The 23,794-nt window shown below is 65.0% G+C and carries 21 protein-coding genes; 18 read left to right on the top strand and 3 right to left on the bottom strand.

Going from position 1 to position 23,794, the window contains the following annotated elements:
- Window positions 1–125: 125 nt before the first annotated feature.
- Together tkt and gap are read left to right on the top strand one after the other, a co-directional pair.
- On the top strand, window positions 126–2,147 hold the full coding sequence (gene tkt / locus L0U81_RS13415) for a transketolase (RefSeq protein WP_233803381.1): 2,022 nt from the start codon (window positions 126–128) through the stop codon (window positions 2,145–2,147).
- Between the two features lie 110 nt (window positions 2,148–2,257).
- A complete protein-coding gene (gap, locus tag L0U81_RS13410; RefSeq protein ID WP_233803380.1) occupies window positions 2,258–3,268 on the top strand; it encodes a type I glyceraldehyde-3-phosphate dehydrogenase in 1,011 nt (336 codons plus the stop codon).
- 70 nt (window positions 3,269–3,338) lie between these two features.
- On the opposite strand, the gene L0U81_RS13405 is transcribed toward gap, so the two are convergent.
- Window positions 3,339–4,025 (bottom strand): FadR/GntR family transcriptional regulator, encoded by a 687-nt coding sequence (locus L0U81_RS13405; RefSeq protein WP_233803378.1) that lies wholly within the window; start codon window positions 4,023–4,025, stop codon window positions 3,339–3,341.
- A gap of 236 nt (window positions 4,026–4,261) precedes the next feature.
- On the opposite strand from L0U81_RS13405, the gene L0U81_RS13400 reads away from it, so the two are divergent.
- From L0U81_RS13400 to L0U81_RS13390, 3 genes are all read left to right on the top strand, one after another.
- A complete protein-coding gene (locus L0U81_RS13400) occupies window positions 4,262–5,590 on the top strand; it encodes a C4-dicarboxylate transporter DctA (protein ID WP_233803376.1) in 1,329 nt (442 codons plus the stop codon).
- A 133-nt stretch (window positions 5,591–5,723) separates the two neighbouring features.
- Window positions 5,724–6,734: an allantoicase gene (gene alc, locus L0U81_RS13395; RefSeq protein ID WP_233803374.1), complete on the top strand. Its 1,011-nt coding sequence runs from the start codon at window positions 5,724–5,726 to the stop codon at window positions 6,732–6,734.
- A 23-nt stretch (window positions 6,735–6,757) separates the two neighbouring features.
- Window positions 6,758–7,270: an ureidoglycolate lyase gene (locus L0U81_RS13390; protein ID WP_233803372.1), complete on the top strand. Its 513-nt coding sequence runs from the start codon at window positions 6,758–6,760 to the stop codon at window positions 7,268–7,270.
- Between the two features lie 102 nt (window positions 7,271–7,372).
- On the opposite strand, the gene fur is transcribed toward L0U81_RS13390, so the two are convergent.
- A complete protein-coding gene (gene fur, locus L0U81_RS13385) occupies window positions 7,373–7,801 on the bottom strand; it encodes a ferric iron uptake transcriptional regulator (RefSeq protein WP_027198845.1) in 429 nt (142 codons plus the stop codon).
- Window positions 7,802–7,954: 153 nt separating this feature from the next.
- Between fur and L0U81_RS13380 the strand changes: the two genes are divergently transcribed.
- The 9 genes from L0U81_RS13380 (at window position 7,955) to L0U81_RS13340 (ending at window position 17,802) form a co-directional block, all read left to right on the top strand.
- Window positions 7,955–8,806, top strand: coding sequence for an outer membrane protein assembly factor BamE (locus L0U81_RS13380; RefSeq protein ID WP_233803370.1), 852 nt, complete (start codon window positions 7,955–7,957; stop codon window positions 8,804–8,806).
- A 344-nt stretch (window positions 8,807–9,150) separates the two neighbouring features.
- Window positions 9,151–9,948: a 4-hydroxy-tetrahydrodipicolinate reductase gene (gene dapB, locus L0U81_RS13375; RefSeq protein WP_233803368.1), complete on the top strand. Its 798-nt coding sequence runs from the start codon at window positions 9,151–9,153 to the stop codon at window positions 9,946–9,948.
- 78 nt (window positions 9,949–10,026) lie between these two features.
- Window positions 10,027–10,746: a MotA/TolQ/ExbB proton channel family protein gene (locus tag L0U81_RS13370; protein ID WP_233803366.1), complete on the top strand. Its 720-nt coding sequence runs from the start codon at window positions 10,027–10,029 to the stop codon at window positions 10,744–10,746.
- An 83-nt stretch (window positions 10,747–10,829) separates the two neighbouring features.
- A complete protein-coding gene (locus L0U81_RS13365; protein ID WP_233803364.1) occupies window positions 10,830–11,261 on the top strand; it encodes an ExbD/TolR family protein in 432 nt (143 codons plus the stop codon).
- A 184-nt stretch (window positions 11,262–11,445) separates the two neighbouring features.
- Window positions 11,446–14,037, top strand: coding sequence for a leucine--tRNA ligase (gene leuS / locus L0U81_RS13360; protein ID WP_233803362.1), 2,592 nt, complete (start codon window positions 11,446–11,448; stop codon window positions 14,035–14,037).
- Window positions 14,038–14,122: 85 nt separating this feature from the next.
- Complete coding sequence (locus tag L0U81_RS13355) at window positions 14,123–14,674, top strand: LPS-assembly lipoprotein LptE (RefSeq protein ID WP_233803360.1); 552 nt, start codon at window positions 14,123–14,125, stop codon at window positions 14,672–14,674.
- Window positions 14,675–14,728: 54 nt separating this feature from the next.
- Window positions 14,729–15,856: a DNA polymerase III subunit delta gene (holA, locus tag L0U81_RS13350; protein WP_233803358.1), complete on the top strand. Its 1,128-nt coding sequence runs from the start codon at window positions 14,729–14,731 to the stop codon at window positions 15,854–15,856.
- A gap of 220 nt (window positions 15,857–16,076) precedes the next feature.
- Window positions 16,077–17,348, top strand: a complete 1,272-nt coding sequence (locus L0U81_RS13345; RefSeq protein WP_233803356.1) for a glutamate-5-semialdehyde dehydrogenase — start codon at window positions 16,077–16,079, stop codon at window positions 17,346–17,348.
- A gap of 37 nt (window positions 17,349–17,385) precedes the next feature.
- Window positions 17,386–17,802, top strand: a complete 417-nt coding sequence (locus tag L0U81_RS13340) for a CopD family protein (protein ID WP_233803354.1) — start codon at window positions 17,386–17,388, stop codon at window positions 17,800–17,802.
- A 96-nt stretch (window positions 17,803–17,898) separates the two neighbouring features.
- Here L0U81_RS13340 and L0U81_RS13335 read toward each other — a convergent pair whose 3' ends face one another.
- Complete coding sequence (locus L0U81_RS13335) at window positions 17,899–18,744, bottom strand: MurR/RpiR family transcriptional regulator (RefSeq protein WP_233803352.1); 846 nt, start codon at window positions 18,742–18,744, stop codon at window positions 17,899–17,901.
- Window positions 18,745–19,042: 298 nt separating this feature from the next.
- Between L0U81_RS13335 and edd the strand changes: the two genes are divergently transcribed.
- The 4 genes from edd (at window position 19,043) to L0U81_RS13315 (ending at window position 23,774) form a co-directional block, all read left to right on the top strand.
- Window positions 19,043–20,986, top strand: coding sequence for a phosphogluconate dehydratase (gene edd / locus L0U81_RS13330; protein WP_233803350.1), 1,944 nt, complete (start codon window positions 19,043–19,045; stop codon window positions 20,984–20,986).
- Window positions 20,987–20,988: 2 nt separating this feature from the next.
- Window positions 20,989–21,630: a bifunctional 4-hydroxy-2-oxoglutarate aldolase/2-dehydro-3-deoxy-phosphogluconate aldolase gene (eda, locus tag L0U81_RS13325; protein WP_233803348.1), complete on the top strand. Its 642-nt coding sequence runs from the start codon at window positions 20,989–20,991 to the stop codon at window positions 21,628–21,630.
- A gap of 253 nt (window positions 21,631–21,883) precedes the next feature.
- Complete coding sequence (locus tag L0U81_RS13320) at window positions 21,884–23,269, top strand: GntP family permease (protein WP_233803346.1); 1,386 nt, start codon at window positions 21,884–21,886, stop codon at window positions 23,267–23,269.
- Between the two features lie 10 nt (window positions 23,270–23,279).
- Window positions 23,280–23,774: a gluconokinase gene (locus tag L0U81_RS13315; protein ID WP_233803344.1), complete on the top strand. Its 495-nt coding sequence runs from the start codon at window positions 23,280–23,282 to the stop codon at window positions 23,772–23,774.
- Window positions 23,775–23,794: the final 20 nt, after the last annotated feature.

Below are 23,794 nucleotides of genomic sequence, written 5' to 3'. Positions count from 1 at the left end.
GCCTTGTCCGCTTGCTCTGCCCGTTTCGCGTCTCCTGGCGCCGCATCGTGCGCCGTAGCGAACTGGCCGCCGAGCTCCCGGGCATCAAGCGCGCCCCGCTTTCTGACTCTGTCTCCGGACTCGACATGACGACCCCGTCTCCCGCACCCACCTCCCTGATGGCTAACGCGATCCGCGCGTTGTCCATGGACGCCGTTCAAAAGGCGAACTCCGGCCACCCCGGCATGCCGATGGGCATGGCCGAAATCGGCGTTGCCCTGTGGTCGCGTCATCTGCGCCATAACCCGAAGAACCCGCAATGGGCCGATCGCGACCGCTTCGTGCTGTCGAACGGTCACGGCTCGATGCTGCTGTACTCGCTGCTGCATCTGACCGGCTACGATCTGCCGATGGAAGAGCTGAAGAACTTCCGCCAGCTCCATTCGAAGACGCCGGGTCACCCGGAATACGGCATCACGCCGGGCGTCGAGACGACCACCGGCCCGCTCGGCCAGGGTCTCGCGAACGCGGTCGGCATGGCGCTCGCCGAGTCGCTGCTCGCGACCGAATTCAACAAGCCTGACGCGACCATCGTCGACCACCACACGTACGTGTTCGTCGGCGACGGTTGCCTGATGGAAGGCATCTCCCACGAAGCCTGCTCGCTCGCGGGCGTGCTGAAGCTGAACAAGCTGATCGCGTTTTACGACGACAACGGCATCTCGATCGACGGCGAAGTGGTGCACTGGTTCCACGACGACACGCCGAAGCGCTTCGAAGCGTACGGCTGGAACGTGATCCCGAACGTGGTCGGCCATGACGTCGACGCGGTGGACGCGGCGATCAAACAGGCGAAGCAGTCGGACAAGCCGACGCTGATCTGCTGCAAGACCGTGATCGGTGAAGGCGCGCCGACCAAGGCGGGCTCGCACGATTCGCACGGCGCGCCGCTCGGCGACAAGGAAATCGCGGCGACGCGCGAAGCAATCGGCTGGAAGTGGGAGCCGTTCGTGATTCCGCAGGAAGTCTACGCGGCATGGGATGCGAAGGACGCGGGCGCGCGCCTCGAAGCGGACTGGGACAAGGCATTCGCGGCCTACGCGGCGAAGTACCCGCAGGAAGCGGCCGAGTTCAAGCGCCGCAGCGCGAAGCAGCTGCCGGCCGACTGGAAAGAGAAGGCTAAAGCGATCATCGCCGGCGCGAACGAGCGCGCGGAGACCGTCGCGACGCGTAAGGCCTCGCAGCAGGCCATCGAGGGCCTGTCGGCCGTGCTGCCCGAGCTGCTCGGCGGTTCCGCTGACCTGACCGGCTCGAACCTGACCAACTGGAAGGCCGCGAAGCCCGTGCGCGTGAATGCCGAAGGCCGTGCCGCCGGTAACTACGTGAACTACGGCGTGCGCGAGTTCGGCATGAGCGCCGCGATCAACGGCGTAGCGCTGCATGGCGGCTACAAGGCCTTCGGCGGCACGTTCCTGACGTTCTCCGACTACAGCCGCAACGCGCTGCGCGTCGCCGCGCTGATGAAGTCGCAATCGATCTTCGTGTTCACGCACGACTCGATCGGTCTCGGCGAAGACGGCCCGACCCACCAGTCGATCGAACACGTCGCGAGCCTGCGCCTGATCCCGAATCTGCAAACGTGGCGCCCGGCCGACACGGTCGAAACCGCGGTGGCCTGGACCCATGCGATCGAGCATGAAGGCCCGTCGTGCCTGATCTTCAGCCGCCAGAACCTGCAGTTCAACGAGCGCACCGACGCGCAGATCGCCAACATCGAGAAGGGCGGCTACGTGCTGCGCGACTGGGACGAGGAGATCGTCGCGCGTAAGATCATCCTGATCGCGACGGGCTCGGAAGTCGAACTTGCGATGAAGGCCGTCGAGCCGCTCGCACGCGAAGGCATCGCGGCACGCGTCGTGTCGATTCCGTCCACGACCGTGTTCGACAAGCAGGACGCCGGGTACCGTGAACGCGTGCTGCCGCACGGCGTGCGCCGCGTCGCGATCGAAGCGGGCGTGTCGGATTTCTGGCGCAAGTATGTGGGTCTGGAAGGCGGCGTGGTCGGCATCGACACGTTCGGTGAATCGGCCCCGGCAGGCGTGCTGTTCAAGCATTTCGGTTTCACCGTCGAGCACGTGGTGGCGACGGCCAAGGCCGCGCTGGGCTGATTGTTGGGTCGCGTTGCCGTCGCGCCCCTCGCGGCTGCGCGGCAACGCACACAACCGGATGTCCTTCCCGGCGAACATCAACGGATTTTTTAGCCATCAGGAGATAAATCATGACGATTCGCGTCGCAATCAACGGCTACGGCCGTATTGGCCGCAACACGCTGCGCGCCTTGTATGAAAACGGCAAGAAGCACGATATCGAAATCGTAGCCATCAACGATCTGGGCGATGCGAAAACCAACGCCCACCTGACGCAGTACGACACCGCGCACGGCAAGTTCCCGGGCGACGTGTCGGTGGACGGCGACTACCTCGTCGTGAACGGCGACAGGATCCGCGTGCTGGCGAACCGCAACCCGGCTGAACTGCCGTGGGGCGAGCTGGGCGTCGACGTCGTGATGGAGTGCACCGGCTTTTTCACGACCAAGGAAAAGGCCAGCGCGCACATCAAGGGCGGCGCGAAGAAGGTCATCATTTCGGCGCCGGGCGGTAAGGACGTCGACGCGACGGTCGTCTACGGCGTGAACCACAACGTGCTGAAGGCATCGGACACGGTCATCTCGAACGCATCGTGCACGACCAACTGTCTCGCACCGCTGGTCAAGCCGCTGAACGACAAGATCGGCCTCGTGAACGGCCTGATGACGACGATCCACGCGTACACCAACGACCAGGTTCTGACCGACGTGTACCACGAAGACCTGCGCCGCGCGCGTTCGGCCACGCACAGCCAGATCCCGACCAAGACCGGTGCGGCATCGGCGGTCGGCCTCGTGCTGCCGGAACTGAACGGCAAGCTGGACGGCTACGCGATCCGCGTCCCGACCATCAACGTGTCGGTCGTCGACCTGTCGTTCATCGCCGCGCGCGACACGACGGTCGAGGAAGTCAACGCGATCATGAAGGAAGCGTCGGAAGGCGCGCTGAAGGGCATCCTCGGCTACAACGACGCACCGCTCGTGTCGATCGACTTCAACCACAACCCGGCTTCGTCGACGTTCGACGCGACGCTGACCAAGGTGTCGGGCCGTCTCGTGAAGGTGTCGAGCTGGTACGACAACGAGTGGGGTTTCTCGAACCGCATGCTGGACACGGCTGTGGCGCTCGCGAACGCGAAGTAAGTTTCGAGTTTCGCGCTGCATGAAAAAGCCGCTCTTCGGAGCGGCTTTTTTTCGTTTGCGGTATCGGCGTCTACGGCGTCGGGAAATAGACGCCAGCGCGCTGCGCGGCGTTCGCGATGTGCGTCTCGATTGCCTTGCCCGCGGCGAGCGAATCGCGGGCCTTTAACGCGTCGAGAATCGCGCGATGCTCGGTGTAGGTGGACAGCACCCGCTCGCGCCGGTAGAACGGCATCCGTTGGCTTTCCTTCATGATCTCGGCGCTGCTGCGCAGGATCGACTCAATCGCCGCGTTGCCCGCGACGCTGACGATGCGCATATGGAACGCGTAATCGAGCCGCGCCGCTTCGTCGAGATCCTCACACGCGAGCGCGCTTTGCATCGCGGTGATGTTTTCTTCGAGCCACGCGAGGTCGTCGTTGCTGACCGCGAGGACCGCCATGCGGGCGACGAAGCCTTCGAGTGCGTAGCGCATCTGATAGGTGTCGGGTAGCGACGACTGCTCGGCGAAGCGCCACGTCTGCGCGGTTTTCGCCTGCGCGCTTTCCACATAGACGCCCTTGCCGGGGCGGATCACGAGCAGTCCGAGCGCTTCGAGCGTGGAGAGCGCCTCGCGCAACGACGCACGGCTGATCGACAGTTCATCGGACAGTTGGCGCTGCGCCGGCAGCAGGCTGCCCACCGGGTAGACGCCCGCTTCGATGCGCTCGCGGATGGTCGCGATGGCTGCGTCGGTGACGGTATGCGGGACGTTTTTCATGACGGCTTGCTCGGTAGCGTGGTCTGACCGCAATTCTAATACGTGCTCGAGAGAAGGCGCGCCGTGCGACGCCTGAAATCCCTAATCTGTCCCGAAATCGCCGAAAAAATAACGGGTAAACACCGTTCGACGAGTCCTTGACGTGAGTATATCGGCTTCCTACTATTCGCCATAACAGTTCTGGTCGGACCAGTCTGAACAGAAGTGACCGAGACAACCATCCGCAGGAGGAAGCCGTGTTGAAGTTCTTCAATTCGCTGTTTGGCCGGGTCGTGATCGCGCTCGTGGTCGGCATCGTGCTCGGTGCCGTGTTTCCGCATTTCGCGCAGTCGCTGCGGCCGCTCGGCGACGGCTTTCTGAAGCTGATCAAGATGGTGATCGGGCCGATCGTGTTCTGTGTCGTGGTGAGCGGCATGGCGCACGCGGGCGATCTACGCAAGGTCGGCCGCGTCGGCCTGAAAGCGGTGATCTATTTCGAGGCGATGACGACCATCGCGCTCGTGATCGGCGCGCTGCTCGCTTACGCGACGCGTCCCGGCGCCGGCATGAATGTGAACCTGAATTCGCTCGATGCGGCGTCGCTCGCGAGCTACGCCGAGCACGCGAAGAGCCTGAAGGACACCGCGGGCTTCCTGCTGAAGATCATCCCCGAGACGGCGATCAACGCGTTCGCGACCGGCGATATCCTGCAGATCCTTGTGTTCTCGGTGCTGTTCGGTTCGGCGCTGTCGCTGCTCGGCAAACGCGCGCAGCGCGTGAGCGGGTTGATCGATGAACTGTCGCAGGTGTTTTTCCGCGTGATGGGCTTCATCATCAAGCTCGCACCGCTCGGCGTGCTCGGCGCGATCGCGTTCACGACCGGCACCTACGGCGTCGAGTCGCTCAAGCAGCTCGGCATGCTCGTGCTGGTGTTCTACGCGAGCTGCGTGGTGTTCGTCGTGCTCATGCTCGGCATGGTGATGCGGCTCGCGGGCTTCAGCGTGTTCAAGCTGATCCGCTATCTGCGCGAGGAGCTGTCGATCGTGCTCGGCACCGCGTCGTCCGACGCCGTGCTGCCGCAAATCATGCGCAAGCTCGAATGGATGGGCGTCAAGGATTCGACGGTCGGCCTTGTGATTCCGACCGGCTACTCATTCAACCTCGACGGCTTCTCAATCTATCTGACGCTCGCGGTCATCTTCATCGCGCAGGCGACCAACACGCCGCTGTCGATCCATGACCTGATCGTCGTCGTGCTGGTCTCGCTGGTGACCTCGAAGGGCGCGCACGGCATTCCGGGCTCGGCGATCGTGATTCTCGCGGCGACGCTCTCCGCTATTCCCGCGATTCCGGTGCTCGGCCTCGTGCTGATTCTGCCGGTCGACTGGTTCGTCGGCATTGCCCGCGCACTGACCAACCTGATCGGCAACTGCGTCGCGACGGTGGTGATCGCCGTGTGGGAAAACGATATCGACAAGGCGCGCGCGCATCGTGTGCTGAATGGCGACGCGGCGCTGCGCTACGTGCCCGCCGTCGACGACATGCTCGTCGAACCGGGCGCCGGAGAGCATGCCCCCGCGGTCTGACCACGACGCGTCGGCTCTGGTCTGACTGGACCAACCGGGAGCGTTTTAAACAGCCTTTTGCTCTTTTTTCGCAAGCCGGCGGATGCCGTGGCTCCGCCCGCTGTTCCTGATCTCTTCGACACCGACCGATATCATGGCCAACCCGATCCTCGACCCGAACGCTCCTGCCTTCACGCGCCGCTACATGAACCTCGCCGATCCGCGCCTCGGCGCAAAGGCGCTGTTCGCGAGCGACGAATTCTTCGCGCCGAAAGAGCGCATGCTCGACCCGCAGCCGGCGGTGTTCATCCCCGGCAAATACGACGACCACGGCAAATGGATGGACGGCTGGGAAACGCGTCGCAAGCGCACGACCGGCCACGACTACTGCGTGATCCGCCTCGCGCGGCCGGGCGTCGTGCATGGCGTCGATCTCGATACGAGCCACTTCACCGGCAATTTCCCGCCGGCGGCGTCGCTCGATGCCTGCTATTGCGACGCTGACGTGCCGTCCGATCACGCCGACTGGCAACCGCTCGTGGCGGCCACGACGTTGCAGGGCAACCAGCACCACTACGTCGAGGTGAAGGACGCGCGCCCGGTCACCCATCTGCGCGTGAACCTGTACCCGGACGGCGGGCTCGCGCGACTGCGCGTGTACGGCCAGCCGCAGCGCGACTGGAGCCGCGTCGAGCGCGGCACGCTGCTCGATCTCGCCGCGATCGAAAACGGCGCGTACCTCGTAGCCGCGAACAACCAGCATTTCGGGCCGGCCTCGCAAATGCTGATGCCGGGCCGCGGCGTGAACATGGGTGACGGCTGGGAGACGCGGCGGCGTCGCGAGCCGGGCAACGACTGGGCGATCGTCGCGCTCGCGCGGCCCGGCGTGATCCGCAAGATCGAAGTGGACACCGCGCACTTCAAGGGCAACTTCCCGGACCGCTGCTCGCTGCAGGCGGCGTCGGTGACGGGCGGCACTGACGATTCTCTCGTCACGCAGGCGATGTTCTGGCCGGTGCTGCTCGGCGAACAGAAGCTGCAGATGGACCACGTGCACACGTTCACGGACGACCTCGCCGCGCTCGGGCCGGTCACGCACGTGCGCTTGAACATCTTCCCGGACGGCGGCGTGTCGCGCCTGCGTCTGTGGGGCGAGATCGCTTAACGTCACGTCATGGAGCGGCAAGCATGAAGATCCTGCAGGTGGAGCGCCTCACGCGCGCGGGGTTCGCACCGTTCGGCGACATGATCGAACTCGACGGCGCGCGCCATTTTCCGATCAACGGCGGTACGACCGAGCGTTATCACGACCTCGCGCGCGTCGACGTGGCGGAGCAGGGCGGCCGGCCGCTCGTCAACCTGTTTCGCGCGCAGCCGCGCGCGCTGCCCGTCGAGGTCACGATGATGGAGCGGCATCCGCTCGGCAGCCAGGCTTTCATTCCCTTACGCGCGGGCCGCTATCTGGTGGTGGTCGCGCCGGCCGGCGAGTTCGACGCCGCGCGGATGCGCGCGTTCTGGACCGACGCGTGGCAGGGCGTCAATTACGCGAAAGGGGTCTGGCACCATCCGCTGCTCGCGTTGGATCAGGTCAGCGATTTCATCGTCGTCGATCGCGGTGGCGACGCGGAGAATTGCGACGAATTGCAACTGGCCGAGCCGTGGCGGCTCGCATTCGAGCCGAGCGTGGAACCGATCGGGTAGCGGTGTTTGCAACCGCATGGACAAAAAAAGCCCGGCCGATCCCCATCGGCCGGGCTTTTTTCGACTTGCCGAACCGCATGCTTTCACGCGGCCCGAGGCGCATCAGTGCTTGCGATGCGGGCAATTCTCCTTCGTACACGCCCCATACAGCGCCAGCGCGTGTTCCTGCAGCTTGAAGCCGCGGGCCTTGGCGATGGACTGCTGACGGCTTTCGATCTCGGGGTCGAAAAATTCTTCGACCAGCCCGCAATCGAGGCACACGAGGTGGTCGTGGTGCGTCCCCTCGTTCAGTTCGAACACCGCCTTGCCCGATTCGAAATTGCTGCGCGAGAGCAGGCCGGCCTGCTCGAACTGCGTCAACACGCGATACACGGTGGCGAGACCGATATCGAGTTCCTCGTGCAGGAGGTTGCGGTACACATCTTCGGCGGTCAGGTGACGCACCGGGCTATGCTGGAATATCTCAAGGATTTTGAGGCGCGGAAGGGTCGCCTTGAGCCCGATATTCTTGAGATCGGTTGGATTGGTCATGACAAGGGATCCCTAGAGTACAATGCTGGGCTCTCATAGTAATGTGTTTTTGCCGTTCTGGTCATCTTCGATGCAATGAGCGCGGCCCATAAGCGGGCCCGCACGGTGAGTGAAATGATTTCTAAATCTCAAATGATCTACCGGGGGAGCCGCATGCGGGGTACCTTGATCGCTGTTGCGACTGTCGCGGTTCTTGCCGGATGTTCCACGTACGACAGCCTCACCCAGCGTGTTGCCCAACGCATTACGCCGTATCGGATTACGGTCGTGCAAGGTAACTTTGTGTCGCAGGAAATGGCCGACCAGATGAAAGTCGGCATGACGCGGGCTCAGGTGCGTCAGCTACTCGGCACGCCTCTGTTGACCGACATGTTCCACGCTGATCGCTGGGATTACGTGTTCTATTTCAAGCGCGGCTCGACGGCGGTCGTGCAGCAGCGCGACTTCGTGGTGTTCTTCTCGGGCGACCTCGTGACCCACTGGACGGGCGGCGAGGATCTGCCGACCAATCTCGAGTTGCTGGCCGAAATCGACGGCGACCGCGGTGGCCGTCGCTCGAACGCGACGCCGCCACGCGCGGCGAGCGCAGCCGAGGCCGCCAACGCCGTGGCCGCGAGCGACGCAGCCGCCGCGAGCGCGGCTGCTGCCGCTGCAGCACCCGCGACGGTGGACACGACGCGCTCGCCGTCGGTCGAAGGCGCCGAGCAGGCCGCCGCGCCGTCCATGGACGCCAACGCGGAAGCCGCCCAGGCCGCCAATCGCGCGACGAGCGCGGTGTCGACGCCGAAGGGCACGTCGTCCGCGCGTTCGGCCGTGCCGAGAGCGGGGGCCGGCGGGATTCCGACTCAAGGCCCGACGGCCGGTGGCCAGCCGCAGTTCCAGTTCAAACGTCCGCCGCCGCCGGCTCCGGAGAACGAGAGCAACCCGGTCGGACCGACGGGCTCGCAAAGCAGCGGCAACCCGGCGCAGACTGGTTCACCGTCCACGTCGGGAACGGGCAACTGATTCGCTTGTCGGTGTTGTTGTGAGGCGGGCTGCGCACTCCGTGTGCTGCGCCCGCCGGACGTGCGTTTGTCCGGCGGCAGGTGAGGCCGGAAAGGGTGCTGCTTGGGCCGCCCGAATGTGTTGCGGCAATGGACTGCATCAGTTGCCCAACTGAGCGGGCCACGGCGGTCGGCCACCCGCATTGGCGCCAGCAGCGAACCGGCTGATTTTGCCGCCGGATCTTGCCACCTGCCGCCGCTTGTCCCTATCTCGACCGGGCGCGATCCTGCACACTGGTCGGTGCATTTGCCGGGCCGCGTTTGCCGGGCTTCATCCCGGTTGACTCTTTTCGAATCCTCATCGTCATGAAAATTGCCATTGCTGGCGCATCGGGCCGTATGGGCCGCATGCTGATCGAAACCGTCCTCAATGATGCCGACGCCACGCTGTCCGGGGCACTCTGCCGCGCAGGTTCGGCGCAGCTTGGTCAGGACGCCGGCGCGTTCCTCGGCAAGCAGACCGGTGTGCAGCTGTCCGACGACATCGAGCGCGTGTTCGCCGAATCCGACTACCTGATCGACTTCACGCGCCCCGACGCGACGCTCGCGCATCTCGAAGCCGCGCAGCGCCACAACGTGAAAATGGTGATCGGCACGACCGGTTTCGACAACGGGCAAAAAGCGCTGCTGCGCGCGGCGGCGCAGAAGATCGGCGTCGTGTTCGCGTCGAACATGAGCGTCGGCGTGAACGTCACGCTGAAGCTGCTCGAATACGCGGCGCGGCACTTCTCGACCGGCTACGACATCGAGATCATCGAAGCGCATCATCGCCACAAGGTCGACGCGCCGTCCGGCACCGCGCTGACGATGGGCGAAGTCATCGCCAACGCGCTCGGCCGCAATCTCGACGACTGCGCGGTCTACGGCCGCGAAGGCGTGACCGGCGAGCGCGATCCGTCGACGATCGGCTTCTCGGCGATTCGCGGCGGCGATATCGTCGGCGATCATACGGTGCTGTTCGCGGGCATCGGCGAGCGCATCGAGATCACGCACAAGTCGGCGAGCCGGCTGTCATATGCACAAGGCGCGCTTCGTGCTGTACGCTTCCTCGAAAGCCACGACAACGGCTTCTTCGACATGCAGGACGTGCTCGGCCTGCGTTGAGCGGAGCCTGTTGCGCATAGGCGGGGCCGCGCATCCCGGGCGCGCCTTCCCGAAGTCACTTTCCCACGGCGAGGTCAGATGGCAGACGGCACCGGCATCATCCATTACCTGCAAACGAGCGACGCGCTCACGCATGGCGTCGCCTATGTGCTGCTGGCCATGTCGATTGCGAGCTGGTGCTTCCTGATCGTCAAGAGCTGGATTCTGACGCGCGCGAAACGTCAGGCCGCGCGGGCCATCCCGCGCTTCTGGCAGGCGCCGACGCTCGCCGAAGGCGTCGCCATACTGCGCCGCACCGACCGCGAGCGCGTGTTCACGCCGCTCGCCGAAGCAGCGCTCCATGCGGCCGAGGTCGACATTCCGGGCGCGCTGCTCGCGCGGGTTGAGCGTAGCGAACGGGTGCTGCGCGCGCTGCGCCAGGCGCTCAATGCGTCGCAGCGGCGGCTCGAATTCGGTCAGGTGCTGCTCGCGTCGGTCGGTAGCACCGCGCCGTTCGTTGGTCTGCTCGGCACCGTGTGGGGTATCTATCACGCGCTCGGCAGCATCGCGGCGAGCGGGCAGGCGCAGATCGAGAATGTCGCGGGACCGGTCGGCGAGGCGCTGATCATGACCGCGTTCGGTCTGGTGGTCGCGATTCCGGCGGTGCTCGCGTATAACGTGCTGGGGCGCCTCGTGCGGCAATTGTGCGAGGATCTGGATGGCTTCGCGCACGATCTGCACGCCTACGTGTGCGGGCCGGCCGAGCACGCACCGACGCCGGCGCGCGCGCAGCAGGCGGCGCACGAGGCGCAGCGCTGACGTGCAACGCGGCAGTTGACTGCATACCGCGGCGAACGGCGCACTGCACATCGCACAGGCAAGCTCAAACGCAGGGAGGCGACATGGCATTCGGCGGACTCGAGAAGAAGCAGACGGCCGCGCCGATGGCCGAGATCAACATGACGCCGCTGATCGACGTGATGCTGGTGCTGCTGGTGATTTTCATCATCACCGCGCCGCTGTTCTCGCACGCGATCCGGCTCGATCTGCCGAAGGTCGCGGCGGCGCCCGCGCGTCAGACCCCGCAGACCATTTCCCTTTCCATAGACGCAGCCGGCAAGCTCTACTGGAACGGCAAGGCGATCACGCTCGCGCAGATGCGCGCGCAGTTCGCCGAGGCCGGCAAGCAGGCGGACCAACCGGACATCCAGCTACGCGCGGAGCGCTCGACGCGCTACGAGGTGATCGCACAGGTGATGGGCGCCGCGCAGCAGGCCGGGCTCGAGCGGATCGGCTTCGTGACGGACCCGCCGCCGCCCGCCGCGCCGCACTGAGCGTCGCTGGGCGCGCACCACGTCCACGAATCCGGCATACCCGGCCGCGCACCACGCTGCGCGGCGCACCCGTCCGCGAACGGTATAATCAGCCCTTTCCTCGCCAATGGGGAAACGACGCCACAATATTCTGCAGAGCACCAGGCCGGTGCGAAAGCACCGAACCCAGCGATCCCATCACACCATGCACGAAAAATACGTTCCCTCCGACGTCGAAGCCGCCGCGCAAGGGCAATGGCGCGCCATCGACGCCTACAAGACGACGGAAACCAGCGACAAGCCCAAGTTCTACTGCGTCTCGATGCTGCCGTATCCGTCGGGCAAGCTGCACATGGGGCACGTGCGCAACTACACGATCAACGACGTGATGTACCGCTATCTGCGGATGAACGGCTACAACGTGCTGATGCCGATGGGTTGGGACGCGTTCGGCATGCCGGCGGAAAACGCCGCGATGGCCAACAACGTGCCGCCCGCGCAGTGGACCTACGACAACATCGCTTATATGAAGAAGCAGATGCAGTCGATGGGCCTCGCAATCGACTGGTCGCGCGAAGTCGCGACTTGCAGCCCTGACTATTACAAGTGGAACCAGTGGCTGTTCCTGAAGATGCTGGAAAAGGGCATCGCGTACAAGAAAACCGGCACCGTGAACTGGGACCCGGTCGACCAGACCGTGCTCGCGAACGAGCAGGTGATCGACGGGCGCGGCTGGCGCTCGGGCGCGCTCGTCGAGAAGCGCGAAATCCCGATGTACTACATGCGCATTACGCAGTACGCGGATGAGCTGCTGAACGATCTCGATGGCCTCGGCTGGCCTGAGCGCGTGAAGATCATGCAGCAGAACTGGATCGGCAAGAGCTTCGGGGTGAACTTCGGGTTCCCGTACGAGATCGACGGCGAACAGAAGCTGCTGCGCGTGTTTACGACGCGCGCCGACACGATCATGGGCGTCACGTTTTGCGCGATTGCCGCCGAGCATCCGCTTGCCACGCGCCTCGCGCAAGGCAAGCCGGAGCTGCAGGCGTTCATCGACGAATGCAAGCGCGGCGGCGTCGCCGAAGCCGACGTCGCGACGATGGAAAAGAAGGGCATGGCCACCGGCTTTTACGTCACGCATCCGCTGACGCAGGAGCAGGTCGAGGTGTGGATCGGCAACTACGTGCTGATGACTTACGGCGAAGGCGCTGTGATGGGCGTGCCGGCGCACGACGAGCGCGACTTCGCGTTCGTGAAGAAGTACGGTTTGCCGGTGAAGCAGGTGGTGGCGGTCGAAGGCAAGCAATTCTCGACGCAAGCCTGGGCCGAGTGGTACGGCGAGAAAGCCGGCACGCTGGTGAACAGCGGCAAGTATGACGGTCTCGCGTACGACGAAGCAGTGGACTGCATCGCCGCCGATCTCAAGGAGCTCGGCCTCGGCGACAAGCAGATCACGTGGCGTCTGCGTGACTGGGGCGTGTCGCGCCAGCGTTATTGGGGCACGCCGATTCCGATCATCCACTGCCCGAGCTGCGGCGACGTGCCGGTGCCGGAACAGGATCTGCCCGTCGTGCTGCCGGAAGACCTCGTGCCGGACGGCACGGGCAATCCGCTTGCGAAGTCCGAAGCGTTCCTGAACTGCACGTGTCCGAAGTGCGGCGGCGCGGCGAAGCGCGAAACCGACACGATGGACACCTTCGTCGACTCGTCGTGGTACTTCTACCGCTACGCGTCGCCGGATGCGAAGACGATGGTCGACGAGCGCACCGACTACTGGGCGCCGATGGACCAGTACATCGGCGGCATCGAGCACGCGATCCTGCACCTGCTGTACTCGCGCTTCTGGGCGAAGGTGATGCGCGACCTCGGTCTCGTGAAGTTCGGCGAGCCGGCGAAGAACCTGCTCACGCAGGGCATGGTGCTCAATGAAACCTACTACCGCGAAAACGAAGCGGGCAAGAAGACCTGGTACAACCCGGCCGACGTCACCGTGTCGTTCGACGACAAGGGCCGCCCGGTCGGCGCGCTGCTGAACGCGGACGGCCAGCCGGTCGTGCTTGGCGGCGTCGAGAAGATGTCGAAGTCGAAGAACAACGGCGTCGACCCGCAGATGCTGATCGATCAGCACGGCGCGGACACCGCGCGTCTGTTCGTGATGTTCGCCGCACCGCCCGAGCAGCAGCTCGAGTGGTCGGGTTCGGGCGTCGAAGGCGCGAGCCGCTTCCTGCGTCGCGTGTGGAACTTCGGCTACACGAATGAAGCCGCGCTGCGCGCGGGCGGCCAGTTCGACGCCGCTCAGGCGGGCGAAGCCGACAAGGCGTTGCGTCGCGAGATCTACAGCGTGCTGAAGCAGGCGGACTTCGACTATCAGCGTCTGCAATACAACACGGTGGTGTCGGCCGCGATGAAGATGCTCAACGCGCTCGACGGCGCGAAGGGCGCGCAGACAGCCGTGCTGCGTGAAACCTACGGCGTGATGCTGCGCGTGCTGTACCCCGTCGTTCCGCACCTGACGTTCCGACTGTGGCAGGAGCTTGGCTACGCGGACGAATTCGGCCCGCTGCTCGACGCGCCGTGGCCGAAGGTCGACGAGAAGGCGCTCGAGCAGGCCGAGATCGAACTTGTGCTGCAGGTGAACGGCAAGGTGCGTGGCGCCATCACGGTGGCCAAGGACGCATCGCGCGAAGCCATCGAGCAGCAGGCGGCCGCGCACGAAATGGTCGGGAAGTTCAGCGAAGGCAAGGCGCCGAAGAAGATAATCGTGGTGCCGGGCCGTCTCGTGAACGTGGTCGTTTGACGTTTCCACACCTTCATCCGGCAGATGGAACGCCGCCCGGCGGCGTTCCTCGGCACCGCGAATCCACTGCGAACCGGGAGCGAATGTGACTCGCAGATCGTTTTTGACGCTCGTTTGCAGCGTAATGATGTTGTCGGCCTGCGGCTTCCAGTTGCGCGGCCAGCAGGACTTCGCGTTCAAGCGCCTCTATGTGGCGGGCGGCTCGCCCGCGGCCATCGCGCGCTTCACGCGCATGGTGCAGGGCGGCAGCGACACCGTGGTGGTCAGCACGCCCGCCAATGCCGACGCGATCCTGCAAATCACGCAGAACCGCAGCACCAGCACGCTGACGCTGAATTCGCTGGGCGTCGTCGCCGAGTATCAGCTGAATCTGCATATGACCTACACGCTGACCGGCAAGGACGGCACCGTGCTGATTCCGGGCAGCGTGATCGCGCTGAACCGCGCGATGACCTATAGCGACCAGTTCTCGCAGGCGAAGGCCGCCGAGTCCGACATCCTGTTCGCCGACATGGAGAACGACGCGGTCGATCAGCTGGTCCGCCGTCTCGGCGTGGTGCGCTCGCTGCATCCGACACCGGCAGAAGCCGTGCCGGCCATCGCGCCGCGCGCACCGCTGCCGCCGCCGCCGCTGTGAGCGTCGCTCTGTTCGTGATTCGTCGAATCTCATCCATCCCGTCAACCGCCAGCCATGCAACTGCGACCTGACGCGCTCGAAGCGCATCTCGCCAAGGGCCTCGCCGGACTGTACGTCGTGTACGGCGACGAGCACCTGCTCGCGCAGGAAGCCTGTGACCGCATCCGTGCGGCTGCGCGCGCGGCGGGCTTCACCGACCGCTCGGTGTTCACGGTCGAGCGCGGTTTCGACTGGAGTTCGCTGCTCGGCGCAAGCCAGTCGATGTCGCTGTTCGGCGACCGGCAGCTCGTCGAGTTGCGCATTCCGTCGGGCAAGCCGGGCAAGGAAGGCGCCGATGCGCTGAAGGCGCTCGCGTCGACCGTCAATGACGACGTGCTGACGATGATCACGCTGCCGCGCCTCGACGCCGCCACGCAGAAGTCGGCATGGTTCACCGCGCTCGCCGATGCCGGCGTCGCGCTGAAGATCGATCCGGTCGAGCGCGCGCAACTGCCGAACTGGGTCGGGCAGCGGCTCGCGGCCCAGGGGCAGCGCGTCGCGGCTGGCGAGGAAGGGCGGCGCGCCCTCGCGTTTATCGCCGAGCGCGTCGAGGGCAATCTGCTCGCCGCGCATCAGGAAATCCAGAAGCTCGGGCTGCTGTATCCGAGCGGCTCGTTGAGCTTCGATCAGGTGCAGGATGCGGTGCTCAACGTCGCGCGCTACGACGTGTTCAAGCTCAACGAGGCGATGCTCGCGGGCGACGTCGGCCGTCTCGCGCGCATGCTCGACGGGCTGCGCGGTGAAGGCGAGGCCACGGTGCTCGTGCTGTGGGCCGTCGTCGAGGAAGTGCGCACGCTGCTGCGAATCAAGCGCGGCGTCGCGGCCGGCAAGCCGCTCGCGATGCTCACCCGCGAGAACCGCGTGTGGGGTCCGCGCGAACGGCTGATCGGGCCGGCACTGTCGCGCGTCAGCGAAGCGGCGCTCGAGAAGGCGCTCGCGCTGGCGGCGCGGCTCGACCGGCAGGTGAAGGGTTTGTCGGGCGGCACGCCGCGCAATCATCGCAACGATCCTCCTCCCGATCCGTGGGACGGCCTGTTCGAGCTCGCCATGGCGGTGGCCGCGCCGAAATCGCCGGCAGCGTCGCCAGTGCCGCCGCCGCGACCTCGGGCGTCAACCGCGGAGCCAACGCGGCGGCCAGTCTGACGCGAGCAATCGCGTAGCAACCGCCAGCCGTTCCACCTGCAGACCACCGCGTTTCGCGTGCCGCACGCTCGACGCCACGCATCGGCAAACCCGCGACAGCTCATCGCACCCGCTGCCCGCGCGCGAGCAAAGCCCCAGTACCCGACTTACAATCGTTTGATCTTTCGCTAATCTTGCCCGACCACCGCACGCAAAAGTGCGGGGCATCACGAGAATGACCATGGATATCGACCAGTACATGACCGACCTCGGCCGGCGCGCCCGCCAGGCTTCGCGCGCGATGGCGCGTGCCTCGACCGCCGCGAAGAATGCGGCGCTCGCGGCTGTTGCCGAGGCTATCGAGCGCGATGCCGATCTGCTGAAGGCCGCCAACGCGCGCGACCTCGAACGCGCTCGCGGCAAGGGGCACGACGCTGCGTTCATCGACCGTTTGACGCTGTCGGACAAGGCGCTGAAGACGATGGTCGAAGGCCTGCGCCAGGTCGCGGCGCTGGCCGATCCGATCGGTGAAATCAGCAATCTGAAGTATCGGCCGAGCGGCATTCAGGTCGGCCAGATGCGTGTGCCGCTCGGCGTGATCGGCATCATCTACGAATCGCGCCCGAACGTGACGATCGACGCGGCCGCGTTGTGCCTGAAGTCCGGCAATGCGACCATTCTGCGCGGCGGCTCCGAAGCGCTCGAGTGCAATACCGCGCTCGCGAAGCTGATCGGCGAGGGGCTCGAAGCCGCTGGCTTGCCGCAGGACGCGGTGCAGGTGGTCGCGACGGCGGACCGCGCGGCGGTCGGCAAGCTGATCACGATGACCGGGTACGTCGACGTGATCGTGCCGCGCGGCGGCAAGAGCCTGATCGAGCGTCTGATGAACGAAGCGCGCGTGCCGATGATCAAGCACCTCGACGGCATCTGCCACGTCTATGTCGACGATCGCGCGGACCTGGCGAAGGCGCTCAATGTCTGCGACAACGCGAAGACGCACCGCTACGGCACCTGCAACACGATGGAGACGCTGCTGGTCGCGCGCGGCATCGCGGCTGAAGTGCTGCCGCCGCTCGGCAAGCTGTATCGCGGCAAGGAAGTCGAGCTGCGCGTCGATGCGGCGGCGCGCGCGGTGCTGGCCGATGCGGGCGTCGGTCCGCTCGTCGACGCGACCGAGGAAGACTGGCGCACCGAATATCTCGCGCCCGTACTCGCGATCAAGGTGGTCGACGGCATCGACGCGGCGATCGAGCATATCAACACGTACAGCTCGCAGCACACCGACGCGATCGTCACCGAAGACCACGACCGCGCGATGCGCTTCCTGCGCGAAGTCGATTCGGCAAGCGTGATGGTCAACGCGTCGACGCGTTTCGCGGACGGCTTCGAGTTCGGCCTCGGCGCCGAGATCGGCATCTCCAACGACAAGCTGCACGCGCGTGGTCCGGTCGGCCTCGAAGGGCTGACATCGCTGAAGTACGTCGTGCTGGGTCACGGCGAAGGCCGTCAATAACCACGAATCGAAGCGCCACAACAACAAGGACCCGCCGATGCTCTGGGTAAAGACGTTTCACATCGTATTGATTGCTTCCTGGTTTGCGGGCCTGTTTTATCTGCCGCGCATCTTCGTCAATCTGGCGATGGAAACGGAACCCGCCGCGACGGCGCGTCTTCTGCTGATGGCGCGCAAACTGTTCCGCTTCATGAGCCTCATTGCCGTGCCCGCGATCGCGTGCGGGCTGTGGTTGTGGCTCGTCATCGGCATCGGCAGCGGGGAGGGCTGGATTCACGCGAAGGTCGGCGTGGTCGTGCTGCTCGTCATCTACCACGCGTATTGCGGCGTGCTGCTGCGCAGGTTCGAGCGCGGCGAGAATCGCCGCTCGGACAAGTGGTATCGGATGTTCAACGAATTGCCGGTGCTTGGCATGCTCGTGGCGGTCGCGCTGGTGGTGATCAAGCCGTTCTGAGCGGCTGACGGCGTTCAGCGCCGGGCTGGAACAGACGGAAAGGGCGGTGCGCCGGTTGAACGGCACACCGCCCTTTGTTTTATTTTTCGTCGCGCGTTATCCCCGCGAATCCACCCGCCGCCGATGAATCACTTCCTTCGTCTGCGCGAGCTTCTCCACCAGGTCCGGCCCGCGGCTCAGCGCGACGCCGACCGCCAGAATGTCGCCGATCGCAAGATGCGACACGCGCGAGGTCATCGGCGAAAAGATATCCGTGTCTTCGTCGACGTTTGCAAAGAGGCCCACGGTTGCGAGCCGCGCGAGCGGCGAATTGCCGTGCGTGATCGCGATCACCTTTGCGCCCGCTTTCAGCGCGGCCTTCGCGGCGTCGATGATGTCGCGCGTGCGGCCCGTGTTCGAGATCGCGACCACGACGTCGCCCTCGCCCAGCAGCGCCGCCGACATCAGAAACGTATGCGGGTCCGAATAGGCGACGCTCGGCATGCCGAGCCGAAAGAACTTGTGCTGCACGTCGAGTGCGGCGATGCCCGAGCCGCCCGCGCCGTAGAACTCGATGCGCTTCGCCCGCGCGAGGATGTCGATGGCCGCCGCGACGCTGTCCGACGACAGATTGTTGCGCACCTGGATCAGCGCGCCGATGGTCCGGTCGAGCACCTTCGCGGCGACGCCCGGCGTCGGCTCGTCGGGCCGCACGTCGCGATAGACGGCCGGCACTTCGGCGGCGATGCCCTGCGCGAGGCGGATCTTGAACTCGCGAAACCCGGAAAAGCCGAGCGCGTGACAGAAGCGCGCGATCGTCGGCTGACTCACGCCCGCGCGCGCGGCGACCTCGGTCATCGACAGATCGAGCACCTCGCGCGGCGCCTCGATCACGTAATCGGCCAGCTTGCGCTCGGACGGGCGCAGCTGGTCGCGCATCTCCTCCACCTGGGACAGCATCATCGGAAAACTCGCACTATGCTGAAGAACGTGTGGACTATATCCGATTGACCGATGGCATACAAAAGGGATGTACAAAAACTACATATCGATGAGTAAGTGTATTCCCTGGGTTTTTGCTGTGGAGCGTACAAGCACCGTCAATAGGGCGATGCGGCCATCAGCGCGATGCGGCGTCGCAGCAGAGTTCGTCATTGCGATCATGTAGTTTTTCTACTAACATTGCCTCGTTCGACAACACAACCCCGCGATACCGCCTGGTGTCATGCGCGCGCCTGCCGCCAACGACGAAGGAGCTCCGATGGTTTCCCCGCATTCGCAATTGTTGAAGGTCACCAAACGCGTGATCGAGCGCAGCAAGCCCACCCGTGAAGCGTATCTGGCCCGTATCCAGCATGCGCAGGGGCGCTTCCCGGCGCGCGGCGCGTTGTCGTGCGCGAACCTCGCCCACGGTTTCGCAGGCCTCGAAGGCAACGACAAGCTCGTGATCAAGCAGATCCGCGAGCCGAACATCGGCATCGTTTCCTCGTACAACGAGATGCTGTCGGCGCACGCGCCGTACAAAAACTACCCGGACATCATCAAGCAGGCCGCGCGTGAAAACGGCGGCGTCGCGCAATTCGCGGGCGGCGTGCCGGCGATGTGCGACGGCGTCACGCAGGGCAACGCGGGCATGGAGCTGTCGCTGTTCTCGCGCGAAGTGATCGCGATGAGCACGGCCGTCGCGCTCACGCACAATATGTTCGACGCGGCGCTGTGCCTCGGCATCTGCGACAAGATCGTGCCGGGTCTCCTGATCGGCGCGCTGCAATTCGGCCATCTGCCGACCATCTTCGTGCCGGCGGGGCCGATGGCGAGCGGCCTGTCCAATGACGACAAAGCGAAGACGCGCCAGCAGTTCGCGACCGGCCAGTGCGGCCGCGAGGCGCTGCTCGAAGCGGAAGCGGCCGCCTATCACAGCCACGGCACCTGCACCTTCTACGGCACCGCGAACAGCAACCAGATGCTGATGGAAGTGATGGGCCTGCATCTGCCTGGCTCGGCCTTCGTGCATCCGCACACGTCGCTTCGCGACGCGCTGACCGCGCAGGCCGCGCGCCGCGTGCTCGATCTGACCGTCGAGCGCGGTCACTACATGCCGATCGGCCATGTCGTCGACGAGAAGGCGATCGTCAACGGCATCGTCGCGCTGCTGGCGACCGGTGGCTCGACCAATCACACGCTGCACCTCGTCGCGATTGCGCGTGCGGCAGGCATCGTGATCGACTGGGACGACTTCGACACGCTGTCGCAGGCCGTGCCGCTGCTCGCGAAGATCTATCCGAATGGCAAGGCCGACGTGAACCACTTCCACGCGGCGGGCGGTGTCGCGTTCCTCGTGCGCAATCTGCTCGAAGGCGGTCTGCTGCATGAAGACGTGAACACGGTCGCGGGCAAGGGCCTGAAGCGCTACACCGAGGAGCCGAAGCTGATCGACAGCAAGCTGCAATGGGTGGCGGGCGTCGAGGCCAGCGCGGATACCGCGGTGCTGCGCGGCATCAAGGAGCCGTTCCAGCCGGACGGCGGCCTGCGTCTGATGCAGGGCAAGCTCGGCCGTGGCGTGATCAAGATCTCGGCGGTCGCGGCGCAGCACCGCAAGGTGAAGGCGCCAGCGATCGTGTTCGATTCGCAGGAAGCGGTGCAGGAAGCGTTCGACAATGGTGAGCTCAAGCGCGACTTCATCGCGGTGGTGCGCTTTCAGGGCGCGCAGGCAAACGGCATGCCCGAGCTGCATCGTTTGACGCCGCTGCTCGGTGTGCTGCAGGATCAGGGTTTCCATGTCGCGCTGGTGACCGACGGCCGCATGTCGGGCGCGTCGGGCAAGGTGCCGGCGGTGATTCATCTGTCGCCGGAAGCGTTGCTGCAAGGGCCGATCGGCAAGGTTCGCACCGGCGACATGCTGGTGATCGACGCCGAAGCCGGCGTGCTCGACATCGAAATCGACGCCGCCGAATGGGCCGCGCGTCCGAACGCAGAGCCGCTGCATCAGGCGGACAACGAAGTCGGCTTCGGCCGCGAGCTGTTCGGCGTATTCCGGGCGGCGGCGGCGCCGGCGGAGCAGGGCGCGTCGGTATTCGGCAGGCTGGTCGGCGAGGACGGCCACGGCAGTGACCATAAGCACGGCGACAAGCACGGCCATCAACCCAGCGGCCATCACACGAGCACCGCGCAAGCCGGCGCGGCGCTTCAGAAACAAGGAGTCTGACCATGACGGCGAAAACAGTAAGCGATATCGTGCGCCTCGGCCCGGTGATTCCGGTGCTCGCGTTCGACACGGTCGAACAGGGCGAACACGTGTCGCGCGCATTGCATGCGGGCGGCGTGAAAGTGCTCGAAATCACGCTGCGCACGCCGGCGGGCCTCGGTGCGATCGAGCGTGCGTGCGAACTCGCCGACGACATCGTGGTCGGTGTCGGCACGCTCACGAAGCCCGAGCATTGCGAGCAGGCGAAGAAGGCGGGCGCACAGTTCGGCGTGTCGCCCGGCTTGACCAAAGAGCTGCACCAGGCCGCTCAGGATGCGGGTCTGCCGCTGTTGCCCGGCGTGATGACGCCGTCGGACATCATCCTCGCACTCGAACTCGGATACGAGATCGTCAAGTTCTTCCCCGCGCAGCAGGCGGGCGGCGTGCCGATGCTACAGGCGTTCCACGGTCCGTTCCCGGCGCTGAAGTTCTGCCCGACCGGCGGCATCACGCCGGAAAGCGCACCGCATTTCCTGTCGTTGCCGAACGTGGTTTGCGTCGGCGGATCGTGGCTCACGCCTAAGGCCGCGCTCGCCGCAAAGAACTGGGATGAGGTCACGCGCCTCGCGCGCGCCGCGAGCGAGCTGGCCGCGCCCGCACACTAAACGCCACAAGAGCGCATCGGTTACCTGAACCGTGCCAAGGAGTCTCGTCGATACAGCCGCAACAGGCTGTCGCGCCGAGGCTCTTTTTTTTTGCTAGTTATGCGTGCTGGATTGGCGCGCGCTTTCGGGAAACAAACAGTAAAATTCAGCCACCGCGCGGCTAGCCGGTTTTTCAGGCATCGCGCAGGTTGCCGTGAGACGAAGTGCCGGCCGTGCCCGCACCCAGAAATCAATAACTTAAAGGAGTAGCTTCATGGAAGCTGTCCACGGCAGCATGCTGCTGGTATACGCGCTGATCGCGATCGCGTTGCTGATCTTCATGATCACGCGCTTAAAGATCTATCCGTTTCTCGTCCTGATCATCGTCTCGCTGCTGCTCGGCCTCGTGGCCGGCATGCCGATGCAGACCATCGTCAAATCGTTCGAAACAGGTAACGGCAACACGCTTGGACACATCGCCATCGTGGTCGGCCTCGGCACGATGCTCGGCAAGATGATGGCCGAATCGGGCGGCGCCGAGCGCGTCGCAACCACGCTGATCAACTGGTTCGGCGAGAAGCACATTCACTGGGCGATGATGGTCGTCGCGATCATCGTCGGCTTGCCGGTGTTCTTCGAAGTCGGTTTCGTCCTGCTGATTCCGATTGCATTCAACGTCGCCAAGCGCACCAATAAATCGCTGCTACTGGTCGGCCTGCCGATGGTCGCGGGTCTGTCCGTCGTGCACGGGCTGATTCCGCCGCACCCGGCCGCACTGCTCGCCGTGCAGGCGTATAACGCCGACATTGGCAAGACGATCGCCTACGGTCTGATCGTCGGCGTGCCGTGCGCAATCGTCGCCGGTCCGCTTTTCGCGCTGCTGGTGAGCCGCCATATCCAGTTGCCGAAGGAAAATCCGCTTGCCGCGCAATTTCTCGGCAGCGGTGCGAGTAATGGCAACGGCGCGAAAGCCAACACACCGAAGCGCGAACTGCCGGGCTTCGGCATCACGCTGGTCACGATCCTGTTGCCGGTGGTTCTGATGCTGGTGGGCAGCTGGGCCGACCTGGTCTTCGAGCCGAAGACACTGCCGAACGATCTGCTGCGTTTCTTCGGCAACACCGACGTCGCGCTCCTGACGGCCGTGCTGGTCAGCTTCTGGACCTTCGGCGCGAGCCGCGGCTTCAATCGCGAGCAGATCCAGAAGTTCTGCGGCGAATGCCTGGCGCCGATCGCGGGCATTACGCTGATCGTCGGCGCGGGCGGCGGTTTTGGCCGCGTGCTGATGGATAGCGGCATTTCGAAGGAAATCACCAACGTGGCGACCGCGGTGCATCTGTCGCCGCTGCTGTTCGGCTGGCTCGTCGCGGCGATGATCCGTCTCGCGACCGGTTCGGCCACCGTCGCGATGACGACCGCCTGCGGCATCGTCGCGCCGATCGCGGCGGCGGGCGCGGTGCAGGTGAAGCCGGAACTGATGGTGCTCGCGACCGGCTCAGGCTCGCTGATCTTCTCGCACGTGAACGACGGCGGCTTCTGGCTGATCAAGGAATACTTCGGTATGACGGTGGGGCAGACCTTCAAGACGTGGTCGCTCCTCGAGACCATCATCTCGGTGATGGGGCTGGCCCTGACCTTCGCGCTCGCGGCGGTCCTGTAAGGAGTTTCAAATGATTCTGATCGCAATGGGCGTGTCGGGCGCCGGCAAGACCAGGATTGGCGAAATGCTGGCCGAACGCCTGCAATGCTCGTTCACTGACGGCGACGCGTTCCATAGCGCGGCGAACAAGGAGAAGATGCACCACGGCATCCCGCTCACCGACGAAGACCGCTGGCCGTGGCTGAAGACGATCCGCGCGGCGATCGAGGAAAAGCAGAAGGCGGGCGAGACGGCGGTGTTCACGTGCTCGTCGCTGAAGCGCTCGTATCGCGACATTCTGCGCGCCGGCGACAAGGACGTGTGCTTCGTCTACCTGAAGGGTTCGCGCGAGGTGCTCGCGGAGCGTCTCGGGCATCGCACCGGGCATTTCTTCGATCCTTCGTTGCTGCAAAGCCAGCTCGATACGCTCGAGGAACCGGGTGACGAGGAAGCGATCACAGTCAGCATCGAGATGACACCTGAGCAGATCGTCGACGAGGTGCTCAAGCAGGTCGAAGCGCGCTGAGTCTTCGATTGATCCGCGTT

The organism is Paraburkholderia sp. HP33-1 (assembly GCF_021390595.1).
Taxonomy (GTDB): Bacteria; Pseudomonadota; Gammaproteobacteria; order Burkholderiales; family Burkholderiaceae; genus Paraburkholderia.
This window is presented reverse-complemented; position numbering and strand designations above follow the sequence as displayed.

Coding starts and splice junctions, on each gene's coding strand:
- holA (WP_233803358.1), top strand. CDS start 14,729: ATGCAACTGCGACCTGACGCGCTCGAAGCGCATCTCGCCAAGGGCCTC.
- fur (WP_027198845.1), bottom strand. CDS start 7,801: ATGACCAATCCAACCGATCTCAAGAATATCGGGCTCAAGGCGACCCTT.
- eda (WP_233803348.1), top strand. CDS start 20,989: ATGACGGCGAAAACAGTAAGCGATATCGTGCGCCTCGGCCCGGTGATT.
- L0U81_RS13390 (WP_233803372.1), top strand. CDS start 6,758: ATGAAGATCCTGCAGGTGGAGCGCCTCACGCGCGCGGGGTTCGCACCG.
- L0U81_RS13405 (WP_233803378.1), bottom strand. CDS start 4,025: ATGAAAAACGTCCCGCATACCGTCACCGACGCAGCCATCGCGACCATC.
- L0U81_RS13365 (WP_233803364.1), top strand. CDS start 10,830: ATGGCATTCGGCGGACTCGAGAAGAAGCAGACGGCCGCGCCGATGGCC.
- L0U81_RS13315 (WP_233803344.1), top strand. CDS start 23,280: ATGATTCTGATCGCAATGGGCGTGTCGGGCGCCGGCAAGACCAGGATT.
- leuS (WP_233803362.1), top strand. CDS start 11,446: ATGCACGAAAAATACGTTCCCTCCGACGTCGAAGCCGCCGCGCAAGGG.
- dapB (WP_233803368.1), top strand. CDS start 9,151: ATGAAAATTGCCATTGCTGGCGCATCGGGCCGTATGGGCCGCATGCTG.
- L0U81_RS13370 (WP_233803366.1), top strand. CDS start 10,027: ATGGCAGACGGCACCGGCATCATCCATTACCTGCAAACGAGCGACGCG.
- tkt (WP_233803381.1), top strand. CDS start 126: ATGACGACCCCGTCTCCCGCACCCACCTCCCTGATGGCTAACGCGATC.
- L0U81_RS13340 (WP_233803354.1), top strand. CDS start 17,386: ATGCTCTGGGTAAAGACGTTTCACATCGTATTGATTGCTTCCTGGTTT.
- L0U81_RS13345 (WP_233803356.1), top strand. CDS start 16,077: ATGGATATCGACCAGTACATGACCGACCTCGGCCGGCGCGCCCGCCAG.
- gap (WP_233803380.1), top strand. CDS start 2,258: ATGACGATTCGCGTCGCAATCAACGGCTACGGCCGTATTGGCCGCAAC.
- L0U81_RS13380 (WP_233803370.1), top strand. CDS start 7,955: ATGCGGGGTACCTTGATCGCTGTTGCGACTGTCGCGGTTCTTGCCGGA.
- L0U81_RS13320 (WP_233803346.1), top strand. CDS start 21,884: ATGGAAGCTGTCCACGGCAGCATGCTGCTGGTATACGCGCTGATCGCG.
- alc (WP_233803374.1), top strand. CDS start 5,724: ATGGCCAACCCGATCCTCGACCCGAACGCTCCTGCCTTCACGCGCCGC.
- L0U81_RS13335 (WP_233803352.1), bottom strand. CDS start 18,744: ATGATGCTGTCCCAGGTGGAGGAGATGCGCGACCAGCTGCGCCCGTCC.
- edd (WP_233803350.1), top strand. CDS start 19,043: ATGGTTTCCCCGCATTCGCAATTGTTGAAGGTCACCAAACGCGTGATC.